Below are 19,527 nucleotides of genomic sequence, written 5' to 3' on the forward strand. Positions count from 1 at the left end.
GAACGGCGAAGGAGCGCTGAAACAACGCGCCGAGGGGCCGCAGAGTGCGGCTCAATCGGGCGGATAGCGCATCGGATCGACAGGAAAACGTCACGAAAGATCGATAAGGAGTTTTTATGAAATTACTGGATGTAAAAGATCTGCGGGTTGAGTTCAAGACCCCGGACGGCAATGTGGTGGCGGTCAATGACCTCAACTTCTCCCTCGCTGCGGGCGAGACCCTGGGGATCGTCGGCGAGTCCGGTTCGGGCAAATCCCAGACCGCGTTCGCCATCATGGGGCTGCTGGCCAAGAACGGCGTCATCACCGGCTCGGCCAAATTTCAGGGCGACGAGATCCTGAACCTGCCGGAGCACAAGCTCAACAAGATCCGCTCCGAGAAGATCGCCATGATCTTCCAGGACCCCATGACCTCGCTCAACCCCTACATGAAGGTGAAGGATCAGCTGATGGAAGTGCTGATGCTGCACAAGGGCGTCAGCAAGGCCGAAGCGTTCGAAGAGTCGGTGCGCATGCTGGATGCGGTCAAGATCCCGGAAGCGCGCAAGCGGATGGGGATGTATCCTCACGAATTTTCCGGTGGCATGCGCCAGCGGGTAATGATCGCCATGGCGCTGTTGTGCCGGCCGCAACTGCTCATCGCCGACGAGCCGACCACCGCGCTGGACGTGACCGTGCAGGCCCAGATCATGACCCTGATGAACGAGCTCAAGCGCGAGTTCAATACCGCCATCATCATGATCACCCACGATCTGGGCGTGGTGGCGGGCATCTGCGACAAGGTGCTGGTGATGTATGCCGGCCGTACCATGGAGTACGGCAAGGTCAACGATATCTTCTATCGCCCGAGCCACCCCTATACCGAGGGCTTGTTGCGCGCCATTCCCCGCCTCGACACCGAAGGGGAAGAGCTGCCCACCATCCCGGGCAATCCGCCCAACCTGCTGCGTCTGCCCACCGGCTGCCCCTTCCAGGAGCGCTGCCACCGGGTGAGCGAGATTTGCGGCAAGCAGTCGCCAATTCTGACGCCGTTCAACGACGGCCGGGAGCGGGCCTGCCACTGGGTATCGGATGCCATGATCAAGGGAGTGAACTAAATGGGGACTGACAAGAAACTGCTGCTGGAAGTGTCCGACCTCAAGGTCCACTTCAGCATCAAGAGTGACAAGGCCTGGCCCTGGGCCAAACCCTCCGCACTGAAGGCGGTGGACGGGGTAACCCTGCGCCTGTACGAGGGAGAGACCCTGGGCGTGGTCGGGGAGTCCGGCTGTGGTAAGTCCACCTTTGCCCGGGCGCTGATCGGCCTGGTGCCGGCCACCGACGGCAAGGTAGTGTGGCTGGGCAACGATCTGACCAAGCTCGACCAGAAGGCGCTGCGCGAGAAGCGCAAAGAGATCCAGATGATCTTCCAGGATCCGCTGGCCTCCCTCAACCCGCGCATGACCATCGGCGACATCATCGCCGAGCCGCTCATCACCTTCTATCCCGACCTCTCCCGAGATCAGGTGAAGGAGAAGGTGCGGGCCATGATGAGCAAGGTGGGGCTCTTGCCCAACCTGGTCAACCGCTATCCCCATGAGTTCTCCGGCGGTCAGTGCCAGCGCATCGGCATCGCCCGGGCGCTGATCCTCGAGCCCAAGATGATCATCTGTGACGAGCCGGTGTCGGCGCTGGATGTCTCCATCCAGGCTCAGGTGGTCAACCTGCTCAAGGCTATCCAGAAGGAGATGGGGCTGTCGCTCATTTTCATCGCCCACGATCTGTCGGTGGTCAAGCACATCTCGGATCGGGTGCTGGTGATGTATCTGGGCAATGCGGTGGAGCTGGGGACCCGCAAGGAGATCTTCGCCAACCCCTTGCACCCCTATACCAAGGCGCTGATGTCGGCCGTGCCCATTCCGGATCCGGATCTGGAGCGCAGCAAGACCATCCAGATCCTGGAGGGGGATTTGCCATCGCCGATGAACCCGCCCTCAGGCTGCGTGTTCCGCACCCGCTGCCCGGTGGCCGGCCCTGAGTGTGCCAAGACCCGGCCGCAGCTCGAGGGCAACTTCGACCATGCGGTCTCCTGCCTCAAGGCGGATCCGCTCTGAGGATGAGCAGGCAGAACAGGGCGCCCGGGTGGCGCCCTGTTTTTTTGCAGCCGGCATGAAGATGCCTCTTGGCGTTATCTTTTTCCGCTGTTACTATCCGCGCAACAAGGGGAGTAACTTCTCGCCGGTTTGTCGTCATTACGGTGCACCCATATCCTGCAGTGCACCCGGCAGCCGGGCAGTTGACGCAAGTCGGCTGTAAGTGAGACCTTGCCGAGAGGCAAGGTGTATCTGCTCCAAACGCAAACCCACGCCTCTCGGTCGTGGGTTTTGTCGTTTTTGGGAGAAGTGAAAAATGGGTGAATGGTGGATGTGGGCCGGTTTCTTCAGCATAGTGCTGGTCCTGTTATGGATTGATATCCGCTTTGTCGGCGGTGGCAAGGCGCACAAGGTGTCGCTCAAAGAGGCAGGGATCTGGTCCCTCATCTGGATCAGCGTGGCGCTCTTGTTCAACCTGGCCATCTGGTTCTGGCTGGATCACAGCGCAGGCCGTGAAATTGCCAACCAGAAGGGGCTGGAGTTCCTCACCGGCTACCTCATCGAGAAGGCGCTGGCGGTGGACAACGTCTTCGTCTGGCTGATGCTGTTCGGCTACTTTGCCATTCCGGCCGAGCTGCAGCGCCGGGTGCTGCTGTACGGGGTACTGGGTGCCATCGTGATGCGGGCCGGCATGGTGTTCGCCGGCAGCTGGCTCATCGAGCAGTTCCACTGGATCCTCTACCTGTTTGGCGCCTTCCTGCTGCTGACCGGGGTCAAGATGCTGTGGGCGGCCGACAAGGAGCCCGATCTGGCCAACAACCCGCTGCTGGGCTGGATGCGTCGTCGCTTCAAGGTGACGGAGACGCTGGAGGGGGAGAACTTCTTCGTCTGGCGCGATGGCGTGCGTTACGCCACGCCGCTGCTGCTCATTCTGGTGCTGGTGGAGGTGAGCGATCTCATTTTCGCGGTGGACAGCATCCCGGCCATCTTCGCGGTGACCACGGATCCCTTCATCGTGCTGACCTCCAACATCTTCGCCATCATGGGTCTGCGTGCCATGTACTTCCTGCTGGCGGGCGTGGCTGAGCGCTTCGCCCTGCTCAAGTACGGGCTGGCGCTGATCCTGATGTTCATCGGGGTCAAGATGCTGCTGCTGGATATCTTCAAGATCCCCACCGGCATTGCATTGGGTGTGGTTGCGCTGATCCTGCTGGCCTCCATGGGGTTGAGCCTCTGGGTGACCCGCAAAAAAACCGCTTGAACGCGGCAGACTATAAAGCACTGACAACAAGGGCTCCCGCGGGAGCCCTTTTTTCATATCGCGTTATCAGCGCTTGATCTTCTTGGGGTTGGTGTAGCCCCAGATGGTGTACATGTCCGCCAGCAGGGCGCCGTTGTACTCTTCCAGATCTGCCTGTTTCACCTCGGCTTCACCCTGGCGGCCGAACAGCACCACCTCGTCACCGGGTTTGACCCCTTTCAGATCGGTCACGTCCACCATGATGGTGTTCATGGAGGTCTTACCCACCACCGGCACCTTCTGGCCCTGGATCAGCACATAAGCCTTGTTGCTCAACGCCCGGCGATAGCCGTCGGAGTAGCCCAGCGGCAGGTTGGCGAGCCAGGAGTCGCGCTTGAGGGTGAAGGTGCGGTCATAACCGACGGTGTTGCCGGCCGGGTAGTGGTTGACGGAGGCAACCTGGGTCTTGAACGCCATCACCCGCTTGTACTCGGTGTAGGAGGGGATGGAGTCACCGTACAGCAGGCCGCCCGGGCGCACCATGTCGAAGTAGGCGTCCGGCACTTCCAGGGTGGCGAAGGAGTTGGCGGCGTGGATGGTGATCTTGCTGCGATCCAGCTTGCCCGCTTCCAGCAGCCACTGGGAGTCCAGTTTGAACTGGGCCAGCCCCATCTTGACGTCCTCTTTCTCCTCCACCGGGAAGTGGGTCATGATGCCGACCGGGGTGATCCCCTTGAGCTTGAGCATGGCCAGCGCGTCTTCCTTGGAGTCAGCCAGGCGCAGATCGATGCCGTTGCGGCTCATGCCGGCGGAGTTGAGCGCGATGTGCACCGGGATATTGGTGTGGTGGCGCTGGGCGATGTCGGCGATGCCCTGAGCACTCACCAGGCTGCCGATGAGCTCTTCCATCTTGTAGGGCAGGGCCTGTTCCACTTCGGCCGGGGTGGCGGCACGTACCCGCATCAGGCGGCCGGTGAAGCCCTTCTCACGGGCCACGCGGGCCTCTTCGTTGCTGGCGATGCCGATGCAGGGGATGCCGGCCTTGACCACCGAGGGCACCAGCAGGTCGATGCCGTGGCCGTAGGCGTCTGCTTTCATGATGGCGCAGATCTTCGGCCCCTTGTCACCGAGGCGATCCTTGAGGGTCTGGATGTTGTGCTCGAAGGCGCCGAGATCGACTTCCAGCCAGGCATTGCTGGCGGTCTGCACTTCGCCGTTGCGATGATCGCTGGCCAGCGGCAGGTAAGGGGCCGCGACGGCCTGACCGGCCAGCAGGCCCAGGATCAGCGTGGCCAGCAGTGTCTTCTTGTGCATGGGGTGGTTCCTTTTTTATTGTTTGGGTTGAGGTGCATGACGGTCGCTAGGGGCCGTTTTCACGCAGATGGGATAAAGTGTAGCCAAGGCATTGTTATTGTTATGAACTTTGACAATTTTCCAGGGCGCTATTCCCGTCGGGAAGTGTAACGCAAGGTGCCGATCGTGGCACCCTCCAGGAGTCAATAGATGATGAGTCTTGAGTGTCGGGTGCCACCGCTGCTGCTGTTTGGCCTGATCGTGGCGGCCATGCTGGGGTGGGGGGGCGTAGCAGAGAGCAATTCTGGCGCCGGTTGGCGGCTGGCCGCTCTGTTGTTGGCGGTGCTGGGTACTGTGTTTGGCTTGGGGGGCGTGCTGCGCTTTCGCCGCCAGGGCACCACGGTGACGCCGCTGCACCCCGAGCAGGCCAGTGCGCTGGTAACGGGCGGACTCTATCGCCTCAGCCGCAATCCCATGTACCTGGGGCTGCTCTGCTGGACGATGGCGCTGGCCTGTTATCTGGGCGGGCTGTGGGTGTGGCTCGGTCCGCTGCTGCTGTGGGGCTGGCTCAGCCGCTGGCAGATAGTGCCGGAGGAGCGGGCGCTGCAGGCCCGCTTTGGCGATGGCTATGCCGATTATTGCCGGCGGGTGAGGCGTTGGTGCTGAGCCTTGCTGTGTCGCCATGAGACATAAAAAACGGCCCGCATCTGCGGGCCGTTTGTATGTGAATGATGCGGGGATCACGCCTTGGCGGTATCCACCTCACCCAGAGGTTCGGTTTCACCCAGGCTGTCTTCGCTCTTGGCGACCACGCTGGCGGCGATGGCGTTGCCCAGCACGTTGGTGGCGGAGCGACCCATGTCGAGGAAGTGGTCGATGCCGAGCAGCAGCAGGATGCCCGCTTCCGGGATGTGGAACTGGTTGAGGGTGGCGGCAATCACCACCAGGGAGGCGCGCGGTACGCCGGCCATCCCCTTGGAGGTGACCATCAGCAGCAGCAGCATGGTGATCTGCTGGGCCATGGAGAGCTCGATGCCATAGGCCTGGGCGATGAACATCACCGCGAAGGTGCAGTACATCATGGAGCCATCCAGGTTGAAGGAGTAGCCCATCGGCAGCACGAAGCTGGCGATGCGTTTGTCACAACCGAACTTCTCCAGACGATCCAGGGTCTTGGGGTAGGCAGCTTCGGAGCTGGCGGTGGAGAAGGCCAGCAGGATCGGCTCGCGGATCATCGCCAGCAAGGTCACGATGCGGCGGCGGATAAACAGGCTGCCCATGGCGATCAGCAGCAGCCAGAGGCAACCCAGTGCCAGGTAGAACTGCGCCATGAAGGTGCCATAGGTGGCGAGGATGCCGAGCCCTTCCTTGGCGACCATGGCGGCAATGGCGCCAAACACCGCAAACGGAGCGAAGTTCATCACGTAGCCGGTCACTTTGAGCATGATCTCGGCGGCGCTGGCCATCAGCATCACCACCGGTTTGGCGGCATCACCCAGTGCGGCGGCAGCCAGCCCGAAGAACAGGGAGAACACCACGATCTGCAGGATCTCGTTGGTGGCCATCGCCTCGATCACGCTTTTGGGAATGGCGTGGGTGACGAAATCCTTGAGGGAGATGGCGCTGGCAACCACGCCGGAGCTGGCGGTGTCGTCAGGCAGGGAGAGGGAGAGCCCCACGCCCGGTTGCATCAGGGTGACCATCACCAGACCCAGGGTCAGCGACAGCAGGGAGGCCAGCATGAACCAGCCGAGGGTTTTGGCGCCGATACGGCCCACGGTGCGGGTATCGCCCATCTTGGCGATGCCGACCACCAGGGTGGTGAACACCAGGGGGGCGATGATCATCTTGATCAGCCGCAGGAAGATATCGGTCAACAGGGTGATGTCGCTGGCAAAGCCGGCGGCCTGGTCAGGGGCAAACATGCGATAGCCCTGGCCAGTCAGGATACCAACCAGCATCGCGATGAGGATGGCAACCGTCAATTTGTTCATTTTCATGGGGTGGGTCCCAGTTTTGATAAGTGCAGAGCGTTTCAAGCGGCAAGGGTGCCGCTTCAGTCCGTTTTTGTGATCCGAGCCGTAGATTCCTGACAGCCGGTGTGCTGGCAGAATGCCTAATCCGGGGGGGTAAATCCAGCGCCTTGTGGCAGAATTTTATCTTGTCATTAGTTGTATGTGATATAGATCTTGCAATTTGGCTATATTAATCGCTGTTTATTTTAATGTTTGCAAGATAATCGGCTTTCATGGTTTGGTCGTTTTTCGCGCTGCGAGTGAGGGTGAAGATGAGCAACGCCGAGATGCGGTGCTCCACGGTGCGCTGATCCAGAAAGGGATCTGGCTCGTCGTCATCAAACCCGAACAGGGGGCGACTCGGCGTCACCCTGACCGCGTCCCGTTGCAGGGTCAATTCATTGACCTCAAGCCACTGATAACCTTCGGCTTGTGCCACTTCGCCCGCCCGTTTCAGCACATACTTGCGGGCGGTTTCCCGGCTTACCAGATCGTTGCCGACAAATTCCAGCTGCCACTTGTCAGGCCCGAGCTGGGTCTGAGAGAAACCGGTCTGGCCGTTCCAGAACGATGGCTGGCTCTGATAAGGGGTGGCGCAGCCGAGCAGCAGGAGAGCGCAGAGGCCGAGCCACAGCAGACGCTGGCAAAAGGGGCGGGGAGAGGACATCTCGAACACCGGTTGGCAACACAGGGCATCACTACAGCACAAACCGATCGGCGGCACAATGCAGGCTGCGTGGTGGCGCGCCGCACCAAAAAGAAAAGGCCTTGTCATCTGACAAGGCCTTTCTCGGGGAATTTGGTCGGTGTGAGAGGATTCGAACCTCCGACCCTCTACACCCCATGCAGATGCGCTACCTGGCTGCGCTACACACCGACGGAGTCAGCTCGGCTGACGGGGGCTGAGTTTATGGAGATGGACCCTGCCTGTCAACAGTGGAAATTCCACTCCGGCATCGTTCGCCTGCTTTGCGAGCAATCTGCGCTTAAAGTGCCGCCAATCGCCGAAAAACCGCTCATTGCGGGGCCGTGAGCGGCTGCAAAAAGACAGGCCGCCCGGGTGGCGGCCTGTGATGGCGCTGTGGTGACGGCGCACATAGAAGAGGGATCAGCGGGTGAAGGTGAGCCGCTTGCCCAGCACCTCGTTGGTGACCTGGCCGTTTTGCCAGGCGATCTGGCCGTTGACCAGGGTCATCTCCACCGTGCTGTGGAAACGGTAGCCATTGAAGGGCGACCAGCCGCACAGATAGAGCAGGTTGCTGTCGTTGACCACGTAGGGCTTGCCCAGATCCAGCAGCACCAGGTCGGCGAAGTAACCCTCGCGGATGTAGCCGCGATCCTGCACCTGGAAGCGCTCGGCCACCGCGTGGGAGGTCTTCTTGACGATGGTCTCCAGCGAGAATACCCCGTTGTGGTAGAGCTCCAGCAGGGCCAGCAGGGAGTGCTGCACCAGCGGCACGCCGGACGGCGCCTTGAAGTAGCTGTTCTGCTTCTCTTCCCAGGTGTGGGGGGCGTGGTCGGTGGCGATGATGTCGAGCACGTCATTGCGCACCGCATCCAGCAGGGCGTGCTGGTCGGCGGCGCTCTTCACCGCCGGGTTGCACTTGATCTGGCTGCCCAGGGTGTCGTAGTCCGCCTCGTTGAAGAACAGATGGTGAACGCACACCTCGGCGGTGATGTTCTTGTCCTTGAGATCCTTCAGGTCCGGGGTGGCGGTGAAGAGCGACAGCTCCTTGGCGGTGGTCAGGTGCAGCACGTGCAGCTTGGCGCCGTACTGCTTGGCCAGGGAGACCGCCAGGCTGGAGGATTTGTAGCAGGCGTCGGCGCTGCGGATGCGGCCGTGCTCGCGCATCGGCACATCCTCGCCCCACTTGGCGCGGGCTTCGTCTTCCAGCTCCTTGATGGTGGGGGTGTCCTCGCAGTGGGTGACGATCATCACCGGGCTCTCGCGGAAGATGGCGGCCAGGGTCTCCTGATTGTCCACCAGCATGTTGCCGGTAGAGGCGCCCATGAAGATCTTGATGCCGCAGGACTGTTTGGGATCGAGCTTCTTGATCTCTTCCAGGTTGTCGTTGGTGGCGCCGAGGTAGAAGCTGTAGTTGGCGGCGGAGGAGTTGGCGGCTATCTGGTATTTGGCTTCGAGGGCATCGAGGGTGGTGGTCTGGGGATTGACGTTGGGCATTTCCATGAAGCTGGTGGTGCCACCGGCCACGGCGGCCCGGGATTCACTGGCGATGGTCCCCTTGTGGGTCAGCCCTGGCTCCCGGAAGTGGACCTGATCATCGATCATTCCGGGGATGAGGTGACGGCCCGCGGCATCGATCACCACTGCATCGGGGGCTTGGATATCCGGGGCGATGCGGGCGATCCGTTCCCCCTCGATCAGCACGTCGGAGGCATAGATGCGGCCTTCGTTGACCAGGGTGGCATTCTTGATAAGCAATTTGTTCATGGGGGGTTCCAGTTCCTTTGCCGATAATCGCGGGTCATAATAGCGCAAACCGCCCTTTCTCTGTAGCAAGGCCTGACTGATGAAGTTATTTGTAAAAGATTTGACCGTGATCGACTCCAGCTACCTGTGCGAACGCCGCGGTATGGTGGGGGAGAGCTGGCTGGTGGACATCGAAATGAGCGGCGAGCTCAACGAGATGAGCATGTTGCTGGACTTCGGCCGGGTCAAGAAACTGATCAAGTCGATCATCGACGACGAGGTGGATCACAAGCTGCTGGTGCCGACCGAGTGCCCCCTGGTGCAGGTGGCCCAGCTGGACGGTGACGAGCGCACCGTCGATCTGCTGCGGCCGGGCCGCTCCATTCACCTGCGCTGCCCGAGCCAGGGCTTTGCCTTCATTCCGGCCCCCCAGGTGGACAAGGAGTCCGTCACCCGCTATCTGCTGGCGGTGCTGGCCAAGCGGCTGCCGGGGAACATCAAGGATCTGTCGCTGACCCTGCGCCAGGAGGCTATCGACGGCGCCTTCTACCACTACAGCCACGGCCTCAAGAAGCATGACGGCAACTGCCAGCGCATCGCCCACGGCCACCGCTCTCCCATCGAGATCCACGTGGACGGCGAGCGCGACCAGGAGCTTGAGCTCAACTGGGCCGAGCGCTGGGCCGACATCTATCTGGGGACCGACGAGGATCGGGTGGCCCTCGGCGATCTCGCGTTGAGCGAGCAGGCCAAGGCCATCCTGCAAGAGGCTGGCGAACACTACGTCGGCTTCAAGTATGTGGCGCCGCAAGGGCTGTTCCAGCTGGCCATGCCGGCGGCGGAGGTGGAGATGATCGACACCGACACCACCATCGAGCTGCTGGCCCACTACATCGCCCGCGAGGTGAAGAAGAGCGTGGGCGACAAGTTCATCAAGATTGTCGCCTATGAAGGGGTGGGCAAGGGCGCCATCGCCTACGCCTGATCCCGCGCCGCTTGCCAGTAAAAAAACAAGGCCCCGCATCTGCGGGGCCTTGTCGTTGCCGGGGCTGGCGTGTGCGTCAGGCGCTGAGCCTAAAGCGCTTGACCAGGCTCTCCTGCTGCTCGGCCAGCGAGTCGAGCTGCTGGCTGGTCTCGGCCACCCGCTCTATGCCCTGATAGTTGAGATCCGAGATGTCGGAGATGCGGTTGAGGTTGGTGGCGATGTCGGCACTGGTGGCCTGTTGCTGCTCGGCGGCGGAGGCGATCTGGCTCGACATGTCGCTGATGAGCACCACTATGCCCTGTACCTCCTCCATGGCGTTGTTGGCGTGGGAGCTCTGATCCATGCAGCTGTCCATCTCGCGCGAGCACTCCTGCATCACGGTGACCGCCTTGGCGACCCCCTGCTGCAGGTTCTCGATCATGGTCTGGATTTCGCTGGTGGACTGGGCGGTGCGTCCGGCCAGGCTTCGCACCTCGTCGGCCACCACCGCAAAGCCGCGTCCCTGCTCGCCGGCCCGCGCCGCTTCGATGGCGGCATTGAGGGCCAGCAGGTTGGTCTGCTCGGCGATGCCGCGAATGACGTCGAGGATGTTGCCGATCTGGCCGCTCATGGCACTCACGTCGCCGATCACCTTGCCGGTCTGCTGCAGCTTGCCCGCCAGCTGGTGGGTGGTGGTGATGTTGCCGGCCATCACCTTGCGGCCGGTCTCGGAGGCTTTCTCCACGTCCATCACCCGCTCCAGGGTCTGGTTGGCGGCCTGGGCCACCTCGCGCACCGAGGCCTCCATCTGGGTCATGGCGGCGGCGACCGAGGCGGTCTCCTGGCGCTGTTTCTCCAGATCCGCCCGCACCGATTCGGTGGTGTGGCGGTTGTCGTGGGCGGCGTTGTTGAGCTGGGCCGACGCCTGGGAGAGCTGGCTCAGCACTTCGCCCATCTGCTCGATCAGCAGGTTGACCTGGCTGCCGAGCCGGCCGAATTCGTTGTTGCTGCGAAAACCGATGCGCTGGGTCATGTCGCCCTGGGTCACCTCGGTCAGCACCCGCAGCAGCTCCTTGAGCGGACGGCGAATGGCCTTGCCGAGGGTGTAGGCCACCAGGATGGCGATGGTGATGGCGATGACCAGTGCCACCCCCTGGGTGAGGGTGCTCTGGGTCTGCACCTTGCCGGAGGCGCGGATGCTGTTGTTCATCAGCTGCTGGCTCTGGGCGGTGATCTGCTCGAGCTTGCTCTGGATGTTGACGATGAGCTTGCTGGCCTGCTTGCTCTGCTCGCGCATCCGCTCCTGCTGCTGCATCAGCGCCAGGTACTGGGCCAGCACGCCATCACTGGCGGTGGTGTCGCGCACGAAGCCGTGCACGTAGTGGCCCATGTTGTTGTCAAAATCCTTGAGCTCCCCCTGCAGATCCTTGATGGTGCTGTTGAAGCCCTCGATCTGCATCTTGTTGCGCTTGAGCGCTGCCTCGATGGGGGCGGGGATGCTCTGGTTGAGGGCATCCATGGTGGAGAGTTCAATGGCGGAGAGCTTGGTGGTCAGGGTCTCGGAGAGCATCTTGATGAAGCTGTCGTCGATGGTGATCATCATGTCCCCCAGGTTCTTCTTGAACTGGGGCAGGCTGACCTGGAACTGGCCCTTGGCCTGGTTCACCTTGTAGAGCCGGGTGAGCAGGGCCTGGTGTTCGGTGGGCAGGGTGTCGGTCAGCTGCAGATAGTCCTTGACCAGCTGGTTGAGCGCGCCGAGCTCCCCCTGCAGCTCCGGGTGTTCCGCCGCCTGCCGGGCGAGGGTGGCGAGGGTCTGGTCGACCAGCGCCTTGGCCTGCTGCAGCTCGGCCACTTCGGTCGGGATCTGCTTGAGATCCTGCTCGGTCAGCACGTCGGTGAGCCACTTGTTGGCGCTGAGCAGGCTGATCTGGGTCTGGCTGCTGGCGATCACCAGCGGCATGGTCTGCCGGGTGACCTGATCCAGCGCCTGATTGAGCTCGCTCTGGCTGCGGAAGGTGAGTACCGAGGTGGCCGCCATCACGGCCACCAGGATGGCAAAGCCAAGATAGACCCTCTGCAAGATGGAGAGGTCTGACATTGTTTGTTTCATTATTGTCCCGCTGTATATGCAAAAGTCCCTTGCCTGAATACCCCGTCCATTTGATACCCTGCTACCACTGTGGGCGAGCAACGTCGGCAGACGTCTTCCGGCTATCGGTATTTTTAACAATAACTGAAGAGAATGGGACAACGGCTGTGTCAAATGTCGGCTTGTGTCACACTTGCCGGGCCTTGATGACGGGCGTTGGAACCGCTTGAGACAGGCATTGAATTTTCTTTTTCATATAAAGGAGTTATCCATGGCGCAAGAAACCATTTTCAGCAAAATCATCCGCAAAGAGATCCCTGCCGACATCCTTTATCAAGACGACCTGGTGACCGCCTTTCGCGACATCCAGCCCAAGGCCAAGACCCATATCCTGATCATCCCCAACGTGCTGATCCCCACCGTCAACGACGTGGAGCCGGATCACGAGCTGGCGCTGGGCCGGATGTTCACCGTGGCCCGCAAGCTGGCCAGCGAGGCGGGCATTGCCGAGGATGGCTACCGCCTCATCATGAACTGCAACCGCCACGGCGGGCAGGAGGTCTACCACATCCACCTGCATCTGGTCGGTGGCCAGCCGCTGGGACCCCTGCTCAGCCTGTGATGCCGCGCCTTCCTCTGGCCGGCCTGCTGCTGGCCGGTTCCCTGCTGGGGGGCTGTGCCTCCCACTGGCAAGACATGTTCGTCTCCTATTCCGATCAGATGGTGCCGCTGCGCAACCAGCTGTTGCTGGGTCATGCCGCCGAGGCGCTGCCCGAGGTGCGCGACTCCACGCCGGGGGACGATACCTATGTGCTGGATCGGCTCGAGCAGGGGCGCATCGCTTGGCTGGCGAGTCAGGACGCCGCCAGCAAGCAGGCCTTTGCCGCCGCCGACAGCCGGCTGGCGTGGGAAGACAATCAGGCCGAGTACCGGGTCAGCCAGGGGCTTGCCCAGGCGGGCAGCCTGCTCACCAACGACCAGACCATGGTTTACCGGGCGCCCGATTACGAGCGCACCATGCTGCACCACTATCTGGCTCTCAACTACCTGCAGCGCGGGGATGCCGAGGGCGCCCTGGTGGAGGTGCGCCGCGCCAACCAGGTGCAGGAGCAGGCCCTCAAGCGGCGGGCCGACGAGGTGCGCAAGGCAAAGCAAAAGAGCGAAGAGGCCGAGGCCGAAGGGGAGATGCGCCAGCTGATGTCGCGCGGCGCCCCCGAGCTCGACCGGCTGATCGGGCGGGTCAAGAACGGTTTTCAGAACGCCTACACCTTCTATTTCTCCGGCGTGCTCTATGAGGCGGCCGGCGATCTCAACGATGCCTGGGTCGACTATCAGCGCGGTTACCAGATAGCGCCGGACAACCGCAGTCTGCAGGATGCCTTGCTGCGCCTGGCTGTGCTGCGTGGCGCCGCGGACGAGATCCGCGAGACCGAGAAAAAGGTGGGCCGCAAGGCGCCGCCCTTGGCCAAGGATCAGGGCCTGCTGGTGGTGCTGTTTGAAGATGGACTGATCCCGGCACGGCGCGAGCTGTTCCTGCCGCTGCCTATCTCCACCTCCGGCGGCGATTTTCGCACCTTTACCGTCGCCATCCCCTATTACGATAATCGGGCCAGCGACACCGGGCCGCTCACGGTATCGGTGGGCAAGCGGGTCGAGCAGACCAGCGAGCTGGTCAGGCTGGAGGCGCTGGCGGCCAAAGATCTGCAGGAGCGGCTGCCCGGTATGCTGACCCGCCAGGCGCTGCGGCTGGTGGCCAAGGAGCAGGTGCGGCGCACCGCGGCCAAGGAGGGGGGCGATGTGGGCAACATTCTGGTCGGCATCTTCAATACCCTCTCGGAGCGGGCTGACACCCGCAGCTGGCTGACGCTGCCGGCGCAGGCTGCGAGCTGGCAGGGGATGCTGCCTGCAGGTGACGTGGCCCTCACTCTGGGCGCGGGGGCAGCGCAGCGGCAATTGCCGCTCACCATCCATCAGGGACGCACCACCCTGGTGTGGGTGCAGCGCCTCGGCGCCGGGTTGACGACCCGGGTGATGCCGCTCTGAGCAAGCGGCAAAGAGAGATGAGCAAGACGATTAACCGGGCAGCTCCCAGTGCTGCCCCACTCACTCCAATCAAGGAGAGCAAGATGAAAGCATACGGGTTGGCTCTGGGCCTGGTTCTGCTGCTGGCAGGCTGCGCCACCAATACCTCTGGCGTGGCGCTCTATGGGGCGGCGGGTGCCGCGCCAGTGGCGGAGCAGCATCAAAACGTCAATGTCACCCTGACCGAGCTCAGCCGGCGCGAACAGAACGGCCTGCTGCAGGTCAATGTGGCGGCGGCCAGCACCCAGCGCGGCGACAACAAGCTGCAATACCTGTTCTATTGGTATGATGAGGCGGGGCAGGAGGTGGCCAGCGATGGCCGCGGCTGGACGCCGCTCAAGCTGCACGGCTATCAGACCCGCACCCTGTCTGCCCTGGCACCGAGCCCGGGCGCCCGGGGCTACCGGATTTACGTACGCGAAGTGATTGAGGAATCCTACTGATGAAAATGAATCATGCCCTGCTGATCCTGACCGGCGCCCTGCTGCTGGGCGGCTGCTCCAGCACCACCGTCAGCTATGGCGATCCGACCGAAACCGAGACGGTGACCGTCGATTACGGTTCCAGCGATCTGCAGGCCATCGCCGACAAGATGGCGGATTCCATGCTGGCGTCGCCGGCCACCAGCGAGATCACCGCCGGCGGCCGTCCGGTGATGTTCATGGACTCCATCCGCAACAAGACCTCCGAGCACATCGACACCGAGGCCATCACCGACACCATCCGTACCAAGCTGCTGCGTGCCGGCAAGTTCCGCTTCGTCGACATGAGCAAGGTGGCGGCGGTCAAGCAGCAGCTCGAATACCAGCAGAGCAGCGGCATGGTGGATCCTGCCTCCATGGTGCGCCTTGGCAAGCAGACCGGTGCCCGCTACATGGTCTATGGCAACCTCGCCAGCATCGTCAAGGACAATGGCAAGGTGAAGGATGTCTACTACCAGATGACCATGAACCTGATGGATCTGCAAAACGGCGAGCTGCTGTGGGCAGACCAGAAAGAGATCCGCAAGCAGGCCAAGAAGTCCACCTTTGGCTGGTAAGTCGAGCGAGGCCTCTCTGGCGGCCGCCGAGCGGGCCCTGCTGGCCCGCCTGCCGCCACCCTGGCGCTCGGGCCGGCTGGAGCCATTGGCCAGCGGCCTGACCAACTGCAACTATCGACTGCGCCTCCCCTCGGGGCGCAGTCACTTTTTGCGCCAGGGCCACCCCGATCCGGTACGCCTTGGCATCGATCGGGCCACCGAATGGCAGCTCTATCAGGGGGCCGTGGGGCAGGGGCTGGCCTTGCCCTGCCATCACAGCGATCCTGCCACTGGCCTGATGCTGCTGGACTGGTGCGACGAGCCGAACTGGCTGGCGGCGCCGCCCCCGGCTGCGTTGCAGCCAGTGCTGCTGGCCGGGGTGCTGACGCGGCTGCACCGGTTGCCGGTGCCGAGCGTGGTGATGGCGGTGCGGGCCCACAGCGCCGGCTATCGTGCCCGGCTGGCCCGGGTGCCGGCCTGGCTGCCGGCGCTGGAGCGGGGGTTGCTGGCCAGCCGCGAGCCTGCCGATTGCTGGCTCCCTTGCCATCATGATCTCAATCCGGCTAATTTGTTGGGGAGCCGGCCCTGGGTCATCGACTGGGAGTATGGTGCCGCCGGGCATCCCGGTTTCGAGGTGGCCAGCATCCAGCGCACCCACGGCTGGGAGGATGCCCAGCGCGAGGCGCTGGAGCAGGCCTACTGCGAGCGGGCAGGGGGGCCTGTCAGCCCACGCGGCTTTCAGAGCCGGGCCTTTTTGCCCTGGGTCGATTACATAGGGCTGCTGTGGGCGCTGCTGATGGCCGAGCAGCAACCGGGGCCTGACTACCAGGCGCTGATCGATCTCAACCGGCAGCGGCTGGAGTAGGAATCAGGCATTATGAATCATCCGTTGCGTCAACCCTGTTTCATCAACATTGGAGCCCTGCATGGTGACCACCTTTTCCTGGCGCAAGCCCAGTAGCTGGAGTCTGCTGCTGCTCTGTCTGCTGCTGGCCGGCTGCTCCACCCGGGTCGTCTATTACTGGCTCGACGTGGCCATCGTCTGGCAGCTGGACGACTACTTCTCGCTGGATCGCGGCCAGAAGCGCTTGCTGGACAACGAAGTGAAGGGGCTGATGGCCTGGCACCGCCAGCGCGAGGTGCCCCGTTATGCCGACGATCTCGATGCGCTGGCCAAGGCGGTGGCGAGCCCCATGACCCCGGCCCAGGTCTCCCGCCATCTGGATGCGGCCCAGCAGAGCCTGACCCGCACCCTGGAGAACACGGTGCCGCGGGCGGTGCGGCTGGCGCGTACCCTGACCGAGGCGCAGGTGGCCATGTTCATGAAGGACCGGCTCACCCGTCAGGCAGAACGGGAAAAAGAGTTTGCCGACAAGCCCAGGGAGGAGATGCTCAAGGAGTTTCGCGACAAGATGAACGAGCGGCTGGTGTTCTGGATTGGCGAGGTGAAACCGGCCCAGGCCCCGCTGGTGGCCCAGTGGGCCCAGTGGCAGTACGAGCTGCAGGCCCCCTGGCTTGAGTTCCAGACCGCCTGGACCAAGGAGCTGGACCGGCTGATGAAGCAGCGCCAGAGCCAGGACTTCGGCGCTCAGCTCACCGCCCTGCTGCAACAGGGGGACGGCCTGATGGATGGCCGCTTCACCGGCTACACCGATCAGTCACGCCAGCGCACCGTCAACTGGCTGAGCGATCTCAGCCAGTCGCTGGACATCTCCCAGCGGGCCCACCTCTACAGCCTGCTCAAGGGCTATGCCCGCGATTTCAGACAGATGTCGGAGGGATAATGGCGCCAAGGGGGCCGCAGGGCAGGGGCCGGCCGGCCCCCATGCCCTTGTTCTGGCGGGGCCCCTGTGGTAGTTTGCCCTTTCTATTATGCGGGAATTAACTTTTTGAGCCTGACCGACAAAGTGAAACTGGCGCTGATGACCCTGCTCATCACCCTCGCTCTGTTGTTCTCTACCCTCTCGGTGGAGGGGTTCAAGCTGCCCGCAGCCCAGCAGTCGAGCCAGCAGGTACAACTGATGGGGGATACGGTGGCGCCGACCGATGGCGCTCCGGTGATCCACAGTGCCAGCGACAGCGACGACGGGGTCGTCAAGTTCGTCAGCTCCCACCAGAATCACCTGCTGCGGCTCGAACACTCCCTTCGCAGCGATCATCAGCCCGGCAACGTGGTGTACCAGCTGATCATGAGCTGGTCCCAGCAGGCGATCCTGCTGCTGCTGTGCGGCCTGCTGTTCTATGCCGCCCTCTTCTATCGCAAACACAGTTTCCGCGATCGGTTTGCCACCATCCATCGGCACCGGTTGCAACGCCAGCACCTGCAATACCGTTTCTGTCAGAGTTACCTCGCCTGATCCCGATGGGGTCCGGTCCTTTCGCACCACCTCATCGCCTCCTGCTGCCTGCTCACCGCGTGTGAACGGGCCACTATCTCATTCGTATTTTCTTGCGTGCCGCCTGCGTGGCGAGTGCGCAGCCTTCTCCTGACAGAGGCTGATTTCATGAGAAAAAAGAGTCGTATCACCTTGAACCGCATGAACATGTGGCAGTACGCCCTGCTGCTGCTCATGCTGTTCACCTTTGCGTTTTACTCCCTGCCCACCTTCTTCGGTGAGCAGCCTTCCCTCGGTCTGCACGGCCAGACCAGCCTGACCGAGGCGCAGCGTACCCTGCTGGCCGACAACCGCATCGAGCCACTCAAACAGGTGCAGCAGGGCGAGCGGGTCGAGCTGGTGTTTGCCAGCCAGGCCGAACAGCAGCGCGCCAAGCAGCTGCTGGAGCAGCAGGGCTATGACAGCTCGGCGCTGACCCTGGAGTTCTACTCCAACGCTCCGGGCTGGATCAGCCAGCTCGGCGCCGCCCCCATCAAGCTCGGGCTGGATCTGCGCGGCGGCTCCCAGCTGCTGATCGGGGTCGATCTGAGCTTTGTGGTCGACAACCAGACCAAGAACCTGGTGGACATGCTGCGCACCCAGTTTCGCGAGGCGCGCCTGCGCGGCGCCAACGTGGCCCGGGTGAGCGAAGGGGAGGTGAGGGTGATTTTGCCTGAGGTGGCCGATCAGGCGCCCTGGCTCACCATCATCAAGGATTCCGCCGGCACCCGGCAGGATCAGTGGACCCTCAAGCGCAGCGGCAACGAGCTGCGGCTGGTGATGAGCGAGGCCGAGCGCACCCTGTTGGCCAACAACGCGGTGACCCAGAACCTGTCGATCCTGAAAAAGCGGATCAACGAGCTCGGCATCGTCGAGGCCTCGGTACAGCGTCAGGGTCAGGACGGCATCCGCATCGAGCTGCCCGGGGTGCACAATCCCAAGCAGGCGAAAGAGGTGATCGGGGCCACCGCCTCGCTGGCCTTCTACGAGGCCCAGGCTGACAGCCGCTTCTTCATGGCAGATCGCAACGGCCAGGCGGTAGGGCTGGCTCGCAAGCCGGTGCTGACCGGCGAGCACATCGTCGATGCCCGCGCCAACATGGGCGAGATGGGGCAACCCCAGGTCAACATCGTGCTCGACAGCCTGGGCGGTAGCAAGATGAACCAGTTCAGCCGCCAGCATGTGGGCAAGCCGATGGCCACCGTCTTTACCGAGTACAAGACCAATGCCGAAGGCAAGCTGCGGGCCAGGAGCGAGGTGATCAACGTCGCCACCATCCAGACTGCCCTTGGCAACCAGTTCCGCATCACCGGGATCGGCAGCCTGCCGGAAGCCCAGGAGCTGGCCATGCTGCTGCGCGCCGGTGCCCTCACCGCGCCCCTCAAGATCCTGGAAGAGCGCAGCATAGGCCCGACCCTGGGTCTGCAGAACATCGAAGCGGGTTTCACCGCATTGGCGTTCGGCATGGCCGGCATGATGCTGTTCATGATGGCCTGGTATCGCAAGTTCGGCTGGGTCGCCATCACCGCGCTCATCGCCAACCTGCTGATGCAGGTGGGCATGCTGGCGGTGCTGCCGGGCGCTGTGCTGACCCTGCCGGGGATCGCCGGTCTGGTGCTGACCGTCGGCATGGCGGTGGATACCCATGTGCTGATTTTTGAGCGGATCAAGGACCGGTTGCGGGAAGGGGGTTCGTTGGCTAACGCCATCGACTTTGGTTACCGCTCGGCGTTTCGCACCATCTTCGATGCCAACATCACCACGCTCATCTGTGCCGTGGTGCTCTATGCCATCGGTTCCGGGCCGCTGCAGGGCTTCTCCATCACCCTGATCCTGGGCCTCATCTCCAGCATGGTGACCGGCATCTGGGGCACGCGTGCCATCATCAACCCCCTGTGGGGCAAGAGCAGCGCCAAGCTGCTGAGGGTGTGATCATGACTGACCACCA

18 protein-coding genes and 1 tRNA gene are annotated in these 19,527 nt (G+C 62.7%); 13 read left to right on the forward strand and 6 right to left on the reverse strand.

What is annotated here, in order from left to right; genetic code table 11:
* Positions 1–116: 116 nt before the first annotated feature.
* The 3 genes from OKC29_RS08730 (at position 117) to OKC29_RS08740 (ending at position 3,333) form a co-directional block, all read left to right on the forward strand.
* Complete coding sequence (locus OKC29_RS08730) at positions 117–1,097, forward strand: ABC transporter ATP-binding protein (protein WP_017408089.1); 981 nt, start codon at positions 117–119, stop codon at positions 1,095–1,097.
* Positions 1,098–2,093, forward strand: a complete 996-nt coding sequence (oppF, locus tag OKC29_RS08735) for a murein tripeptide/oligopeptide ABC transporter ATP binding protein OppF (protein ID WP_011706426.1) — start codon at positions 1,098–1,100, stop codon at positions 2,091–2,093.
* Between the two features lie 295 nt (positions 2,094–2,388).
* Entirely contained in the window at positions 2,389–3,333 is a 945-nt protein-coding gene (locus OKC29_RS08740) for a TerC family protein (RefSeq protein ID WP_011706425.1), read from the forward strand.
* A gap of 66 nt (positions 3,334–3,399) precedes the next feature.
* On the opposite strand, the gene alr is transcribed toward OKC29_RS08740, so the two are convergent.
* Entirely contained in the window at positions 3,400–4,626 is a 1,227-nt protein-coding gene (gene alr / locus OKC29_RS08745) for an alanine racemase (protein ID WP_011706424.1), read from the reverse strand.
* Positions 4,627–4,815: 189 nt separating this feature from the next.
* Here alr and OKC29_RS08750 point away from each other — a divergent pair, with 189 nt between their 5' ends.
* Entirely contained in the window at positions 4,816–5,271 is a 456-nt protein-coding gene (locus tag OKC29_RS08750) for a methyltransferase family protein (protein ID WP_073350678.1), read from the forward strand.
* Between the two features lie 74 nt (positions 5,272–5,345).
* Here the strand turns inward: OKC29_RS08750 and OKC29_RS08755 are convergent, their stop codons facing one another.
* The 4 genes from OKC29_RS08755 to OKC29_RS08770 all read right to left on the reverse strand — a co-directional run bounded on the left by OKC29_RS08755 (position 5,346) and on the right by OKC29_RS08770 (position 9,072).
* On the reverse strand, positions 5,346–6,605 hold the full coding sequence (locus OKC29_RS08755) for a dicarboxylate/amino acid:cation symporter (protein WP_024944897.1): 1,260 nt from the start codon (positions 6,603–6,605) through the stop codon (positions 5,346–5,348).
* Positions 6,606–6,810: 205 nt separating this feature from the next.
* Positions 6,811–7,287 carry a CC0125/CC1285 family lipoprotein gene (locus OKC29_RS08760; protein WP_162275716.1) on the reverse strand — a complete coding sequence of 159 codons (477 nt, stop codon included), beginning with the start codon at positions 7,285–7,287 and terminating at the stop codon, positions 6,811–6,813.
* 133 nt (positions 7,288–7,420) lie between these two features.
* A tRNA-Pro gene (locus OKC29_RS08765) sits at positions 7,421–7,497 on the reverse strand.
* Positions 7,498–7,728: 231 nt separating this feature from the next.
* Positions 7,729–9,072, reverse strand: coding sequence for a dihydroorotase (locus tag OKC29_RS08770; RefSeq protein WP_073350671.1), 1,344 nt, complete (start codon positions 9,070–9,072; stop codon positions 7,729–7,731).
* A gap of 79 nt (positions 9,073–9,151) precedes the next feature.
* Here OKC29_RS08770 and OKC29_RS08775 point away from each other — a divergent pair, with 79 nt between their 5' ends.
* Positions 9,152–10,036 (forward strand): 6-carboxytetrahydropterin synthase, encoded by an 885-nt coding sequence (locus OKC29_RS08775; protein WP_162275715.1) that lies wholly within the window; start codon positions 9,152–9,154, stop codon positions 10,034–10,036.
* A 76-nt stretch (positions 10,037–10,112) separates the two neighbouring features.
* On the opposite strand, the gene OKC29_RS08780 is transcribed toward OKC29_RS08775, so the two are convergent.
* Positions 10,113–12,113: a methyl-accepting chemotaxis protein gene (locus OKC29_RS08780; RefSeq protein ID WP_226031544.1), complete on the reverse strand. Its 2,001-nt coding sequence runs from the start codon at positions 12,111–12,113 to the stop codon at positions 10,113–10,115.
* A gap of 262 nt (positions 12,114–12,375) precedes the next feature.
* Between OKC29_RS08780 and hinT the strand changes: the two genes are divergently transcribed.
* The 8 genes from hinT to secD all read left to right on the forward strand — a co-directional run bounded on the left by hinT (position 12,376) and on the right by secD (position 19,511).
* Positions 12,376–12,726, forward strand: coding sequence for a purine nucleoside phosphoramidase (gene hinT / locus OKC29_RS08785; RefSeq protein WP_010633658.1), 351 nt, complete (start codon positions 12,376–12,378; stop codon positions 12,724–12,726).
* On the forward strand, positions 12,726–14,147 hold the full coding sequence (locus OKC29_RS08790; RefSeq protein ID WP_162275713.1) for a COG3014 family protein: 1,422 nt from the start codon (positions 12,726–12,728) through the stop codon (positions 14,145–14,147). Before hinT ends, OKC29_RS08790 begins: the two co-directional genes overlap by 1 nt.
* 83 nt (positions 14,148–14,230) lie before the next feature.
* Positions 14,231–14,629 carry a YcfL family protein gene (locus tag OKC29_RS08795; RefSeq protein WP_073350667.1) on the forward strand — a complete coding sequence of 133 codons (399 nt, stop codon included), beginning with the start codon at positions 14,231–14,233 and terminating at the stop codon, positions 14,627–14,629.
* Positions 14,629–15,225 carry a penicillin-binding protein activator LpoB gene (lpoB, locus tag OKC29_RS08800; RefSeq protein ID WP_005302153.1) on the forward strand — a complete coding sequence of 199 codons (597 nt, stop codon included), beginning with the start codon at positions 14,629–14,631 and terminating at the stop codon, positions 15,223–15,225. The genes OKC29_RS08795 and lpoB overlap by 1 nt, the downstream gene beginning before the upstream one ends.
* Positions 15,215–16,069, forward strand: coding sequence for a choline kinase family protein (locus OKC29_RS08805; RefSeq protein WP_123785026.1), 855 nt, complete (start codon positions 15,215–15,217; stop codon positions 16,067–16,069). Before lpoB ends, OKC29_RS08805 begins: the two co-directional genes overlap by 11 nt.
* Before the next feature lie 61 nt (positions 16,070–16,130).
* A complete protein-coding gene (locus OKC29_RS08810) occupies positions 16,131–16,988 on the forward strand; it encodes a DUF6279 family lipoprotein (protein ID WP_011706414.1) in 858 nt (285 codons plus the stop codon).
* Positions 16,989–17,054: 66 nt separating this feature from the next.
* Positions 17,055–17,561 (forward strand): hypothetical protein, encoded by a 507-nt coding sequence (locus OKC29_RS08815; RefSeq protein ID WP_073350666.1) that lies wholly within the window; start codon positions 17,055–17,057, stop codon positions 17,559–17,561.
* Between the two features lie 147 nt (positions 17,562–17,708).
* Positions 17,709–19,511, forward strand: a complete 1,803-nt coding sequence (secD, locus tag OKC29_RS08820; protein WP_162275712.1) for a protein translocase subunit SecD — start codon at positions 17,709–17,711, stop codon at positions 19,509–19,511.
* The last annotated feature ends 16 nt before the right edge of the window (positions 19,512–19,527 follow it).

The sequence above is a fragment of the Aeromonas sp. QDB34 genome, from assembly GCF_027705405.1.
In the GTDB taxonomy this organism is placed as follows: Bacteria; Pseudomonadota; Gammaproteobacteria; order Enterobacterales; family Aeromonadaceae; genus Aeromonas; species Aeromonas hydrophila.

Coding starts and splice junctions, on each gene's coding strand:
- OKC29_RS08730 (WP_017408089.1), top strand. CDS start 117: ATGAAATTACTGGATGTAAAAGATCTGCGGGTTGAGTTCAAGACCCCG.
- oppF (WP_011706426.1), top strand. CDS start 1,098: ATGGGGACTGACAAGAAACTGCTGCTGGAAGTGTCCGACCTCAAGGTC.
- OKC29_RS08740 (WP_011706425.1), top strand. CDS start 2,389: ATGGGTGAATGGTGGATGTGGGCCGGTTTCTTCAGCATAGTGCTGGTC.
- alr (WP_011706424.1), bottom strand. CDS start 4,626: ATGCACAAGAAGACACTGCTGGCCACGCTGATCCTGGGCCTGCTGGCC.
- OKC29_RS08750 (WP_073350678.1), top strand. CDS start 4,816: ATGATGAGTCTTGAGTGTCGGGTGCCACCGCTGCTGCTGTTTGGCCTG.
- OKC29_RS08755 (WP_024944897.1), bottom strand. CDS start 6,605: ATGAAAATGAACAAATTGACGGTTGCCATCCTCATCGCGATGCTGGTT.
- OKC29_RS08760 (WP_162275716.1), bottom strand. CDS start 7,287: ATGTCCTCTCCCCGCCCCTTTTGCCAGCGTCTGCTGTGGCTCGGCCTC.
- OKC29_RS08770 (WP_073350671.1), bottom strand. CDS start 9,072: ATGAACAAATTGCTTATCAAGAATGCCACCCTGGTCAACGAAGGCCGC.
- OKC29_RS08775 (WP_162275715.1), top strand. CDS start 9,152: ATGAAGTTATTTGTAAAAGATTTGACCGTGATCGACTCCAGCTACCTG.
- OKC29_RS08780 (WP_226031544.1), bottom strand. CDS start 12,113: ATGTCAGACCTCTCCATCTTGCAGAGGGTCTATCTTGGCTTTGCCATC.
- hinT (WP_010633658.1), top strand. CDS start 12,376: ATGGCGCAAGAAACCATTTTCAGCAAAATCATCCGCAAAGAGATCCCT.
- OKC29_RS08790 (WP_162275713.1), top strand. CDS start 12,726: ATGCCGCGCCTTCCTCTGGCCGGCCTGCTGCTGGCCGGTTCCCTGCTG.
- OKC29_RS08795 (WP_073350667.1), top strand. CDS start 14,231: ATGAAAGCATACGGGTTGGCTCTGGGCCTGGTTCTGCTGCTGGCAGGC.
- lpoB (WP_005302153.1), top strand. CDS start 14,629: ATGAAAATGAATCATGCCCTGCTGATCCTGACCGGCGCCCTGCTGCTG.
- OKC29_RS08810 (WP_011706414.1), top strand. CDS start 16,131: ATGGTGACCACCTTTTCCTGGCGCAAGCCCAGTAGCTGGAGTCTGCTG.
- secD (WP_162275712.1), top strand. CDS start 17,709: ATGAGAAAAAAGAGTCGTATCACCTTGAACCGCATGAACATGTGGCAG.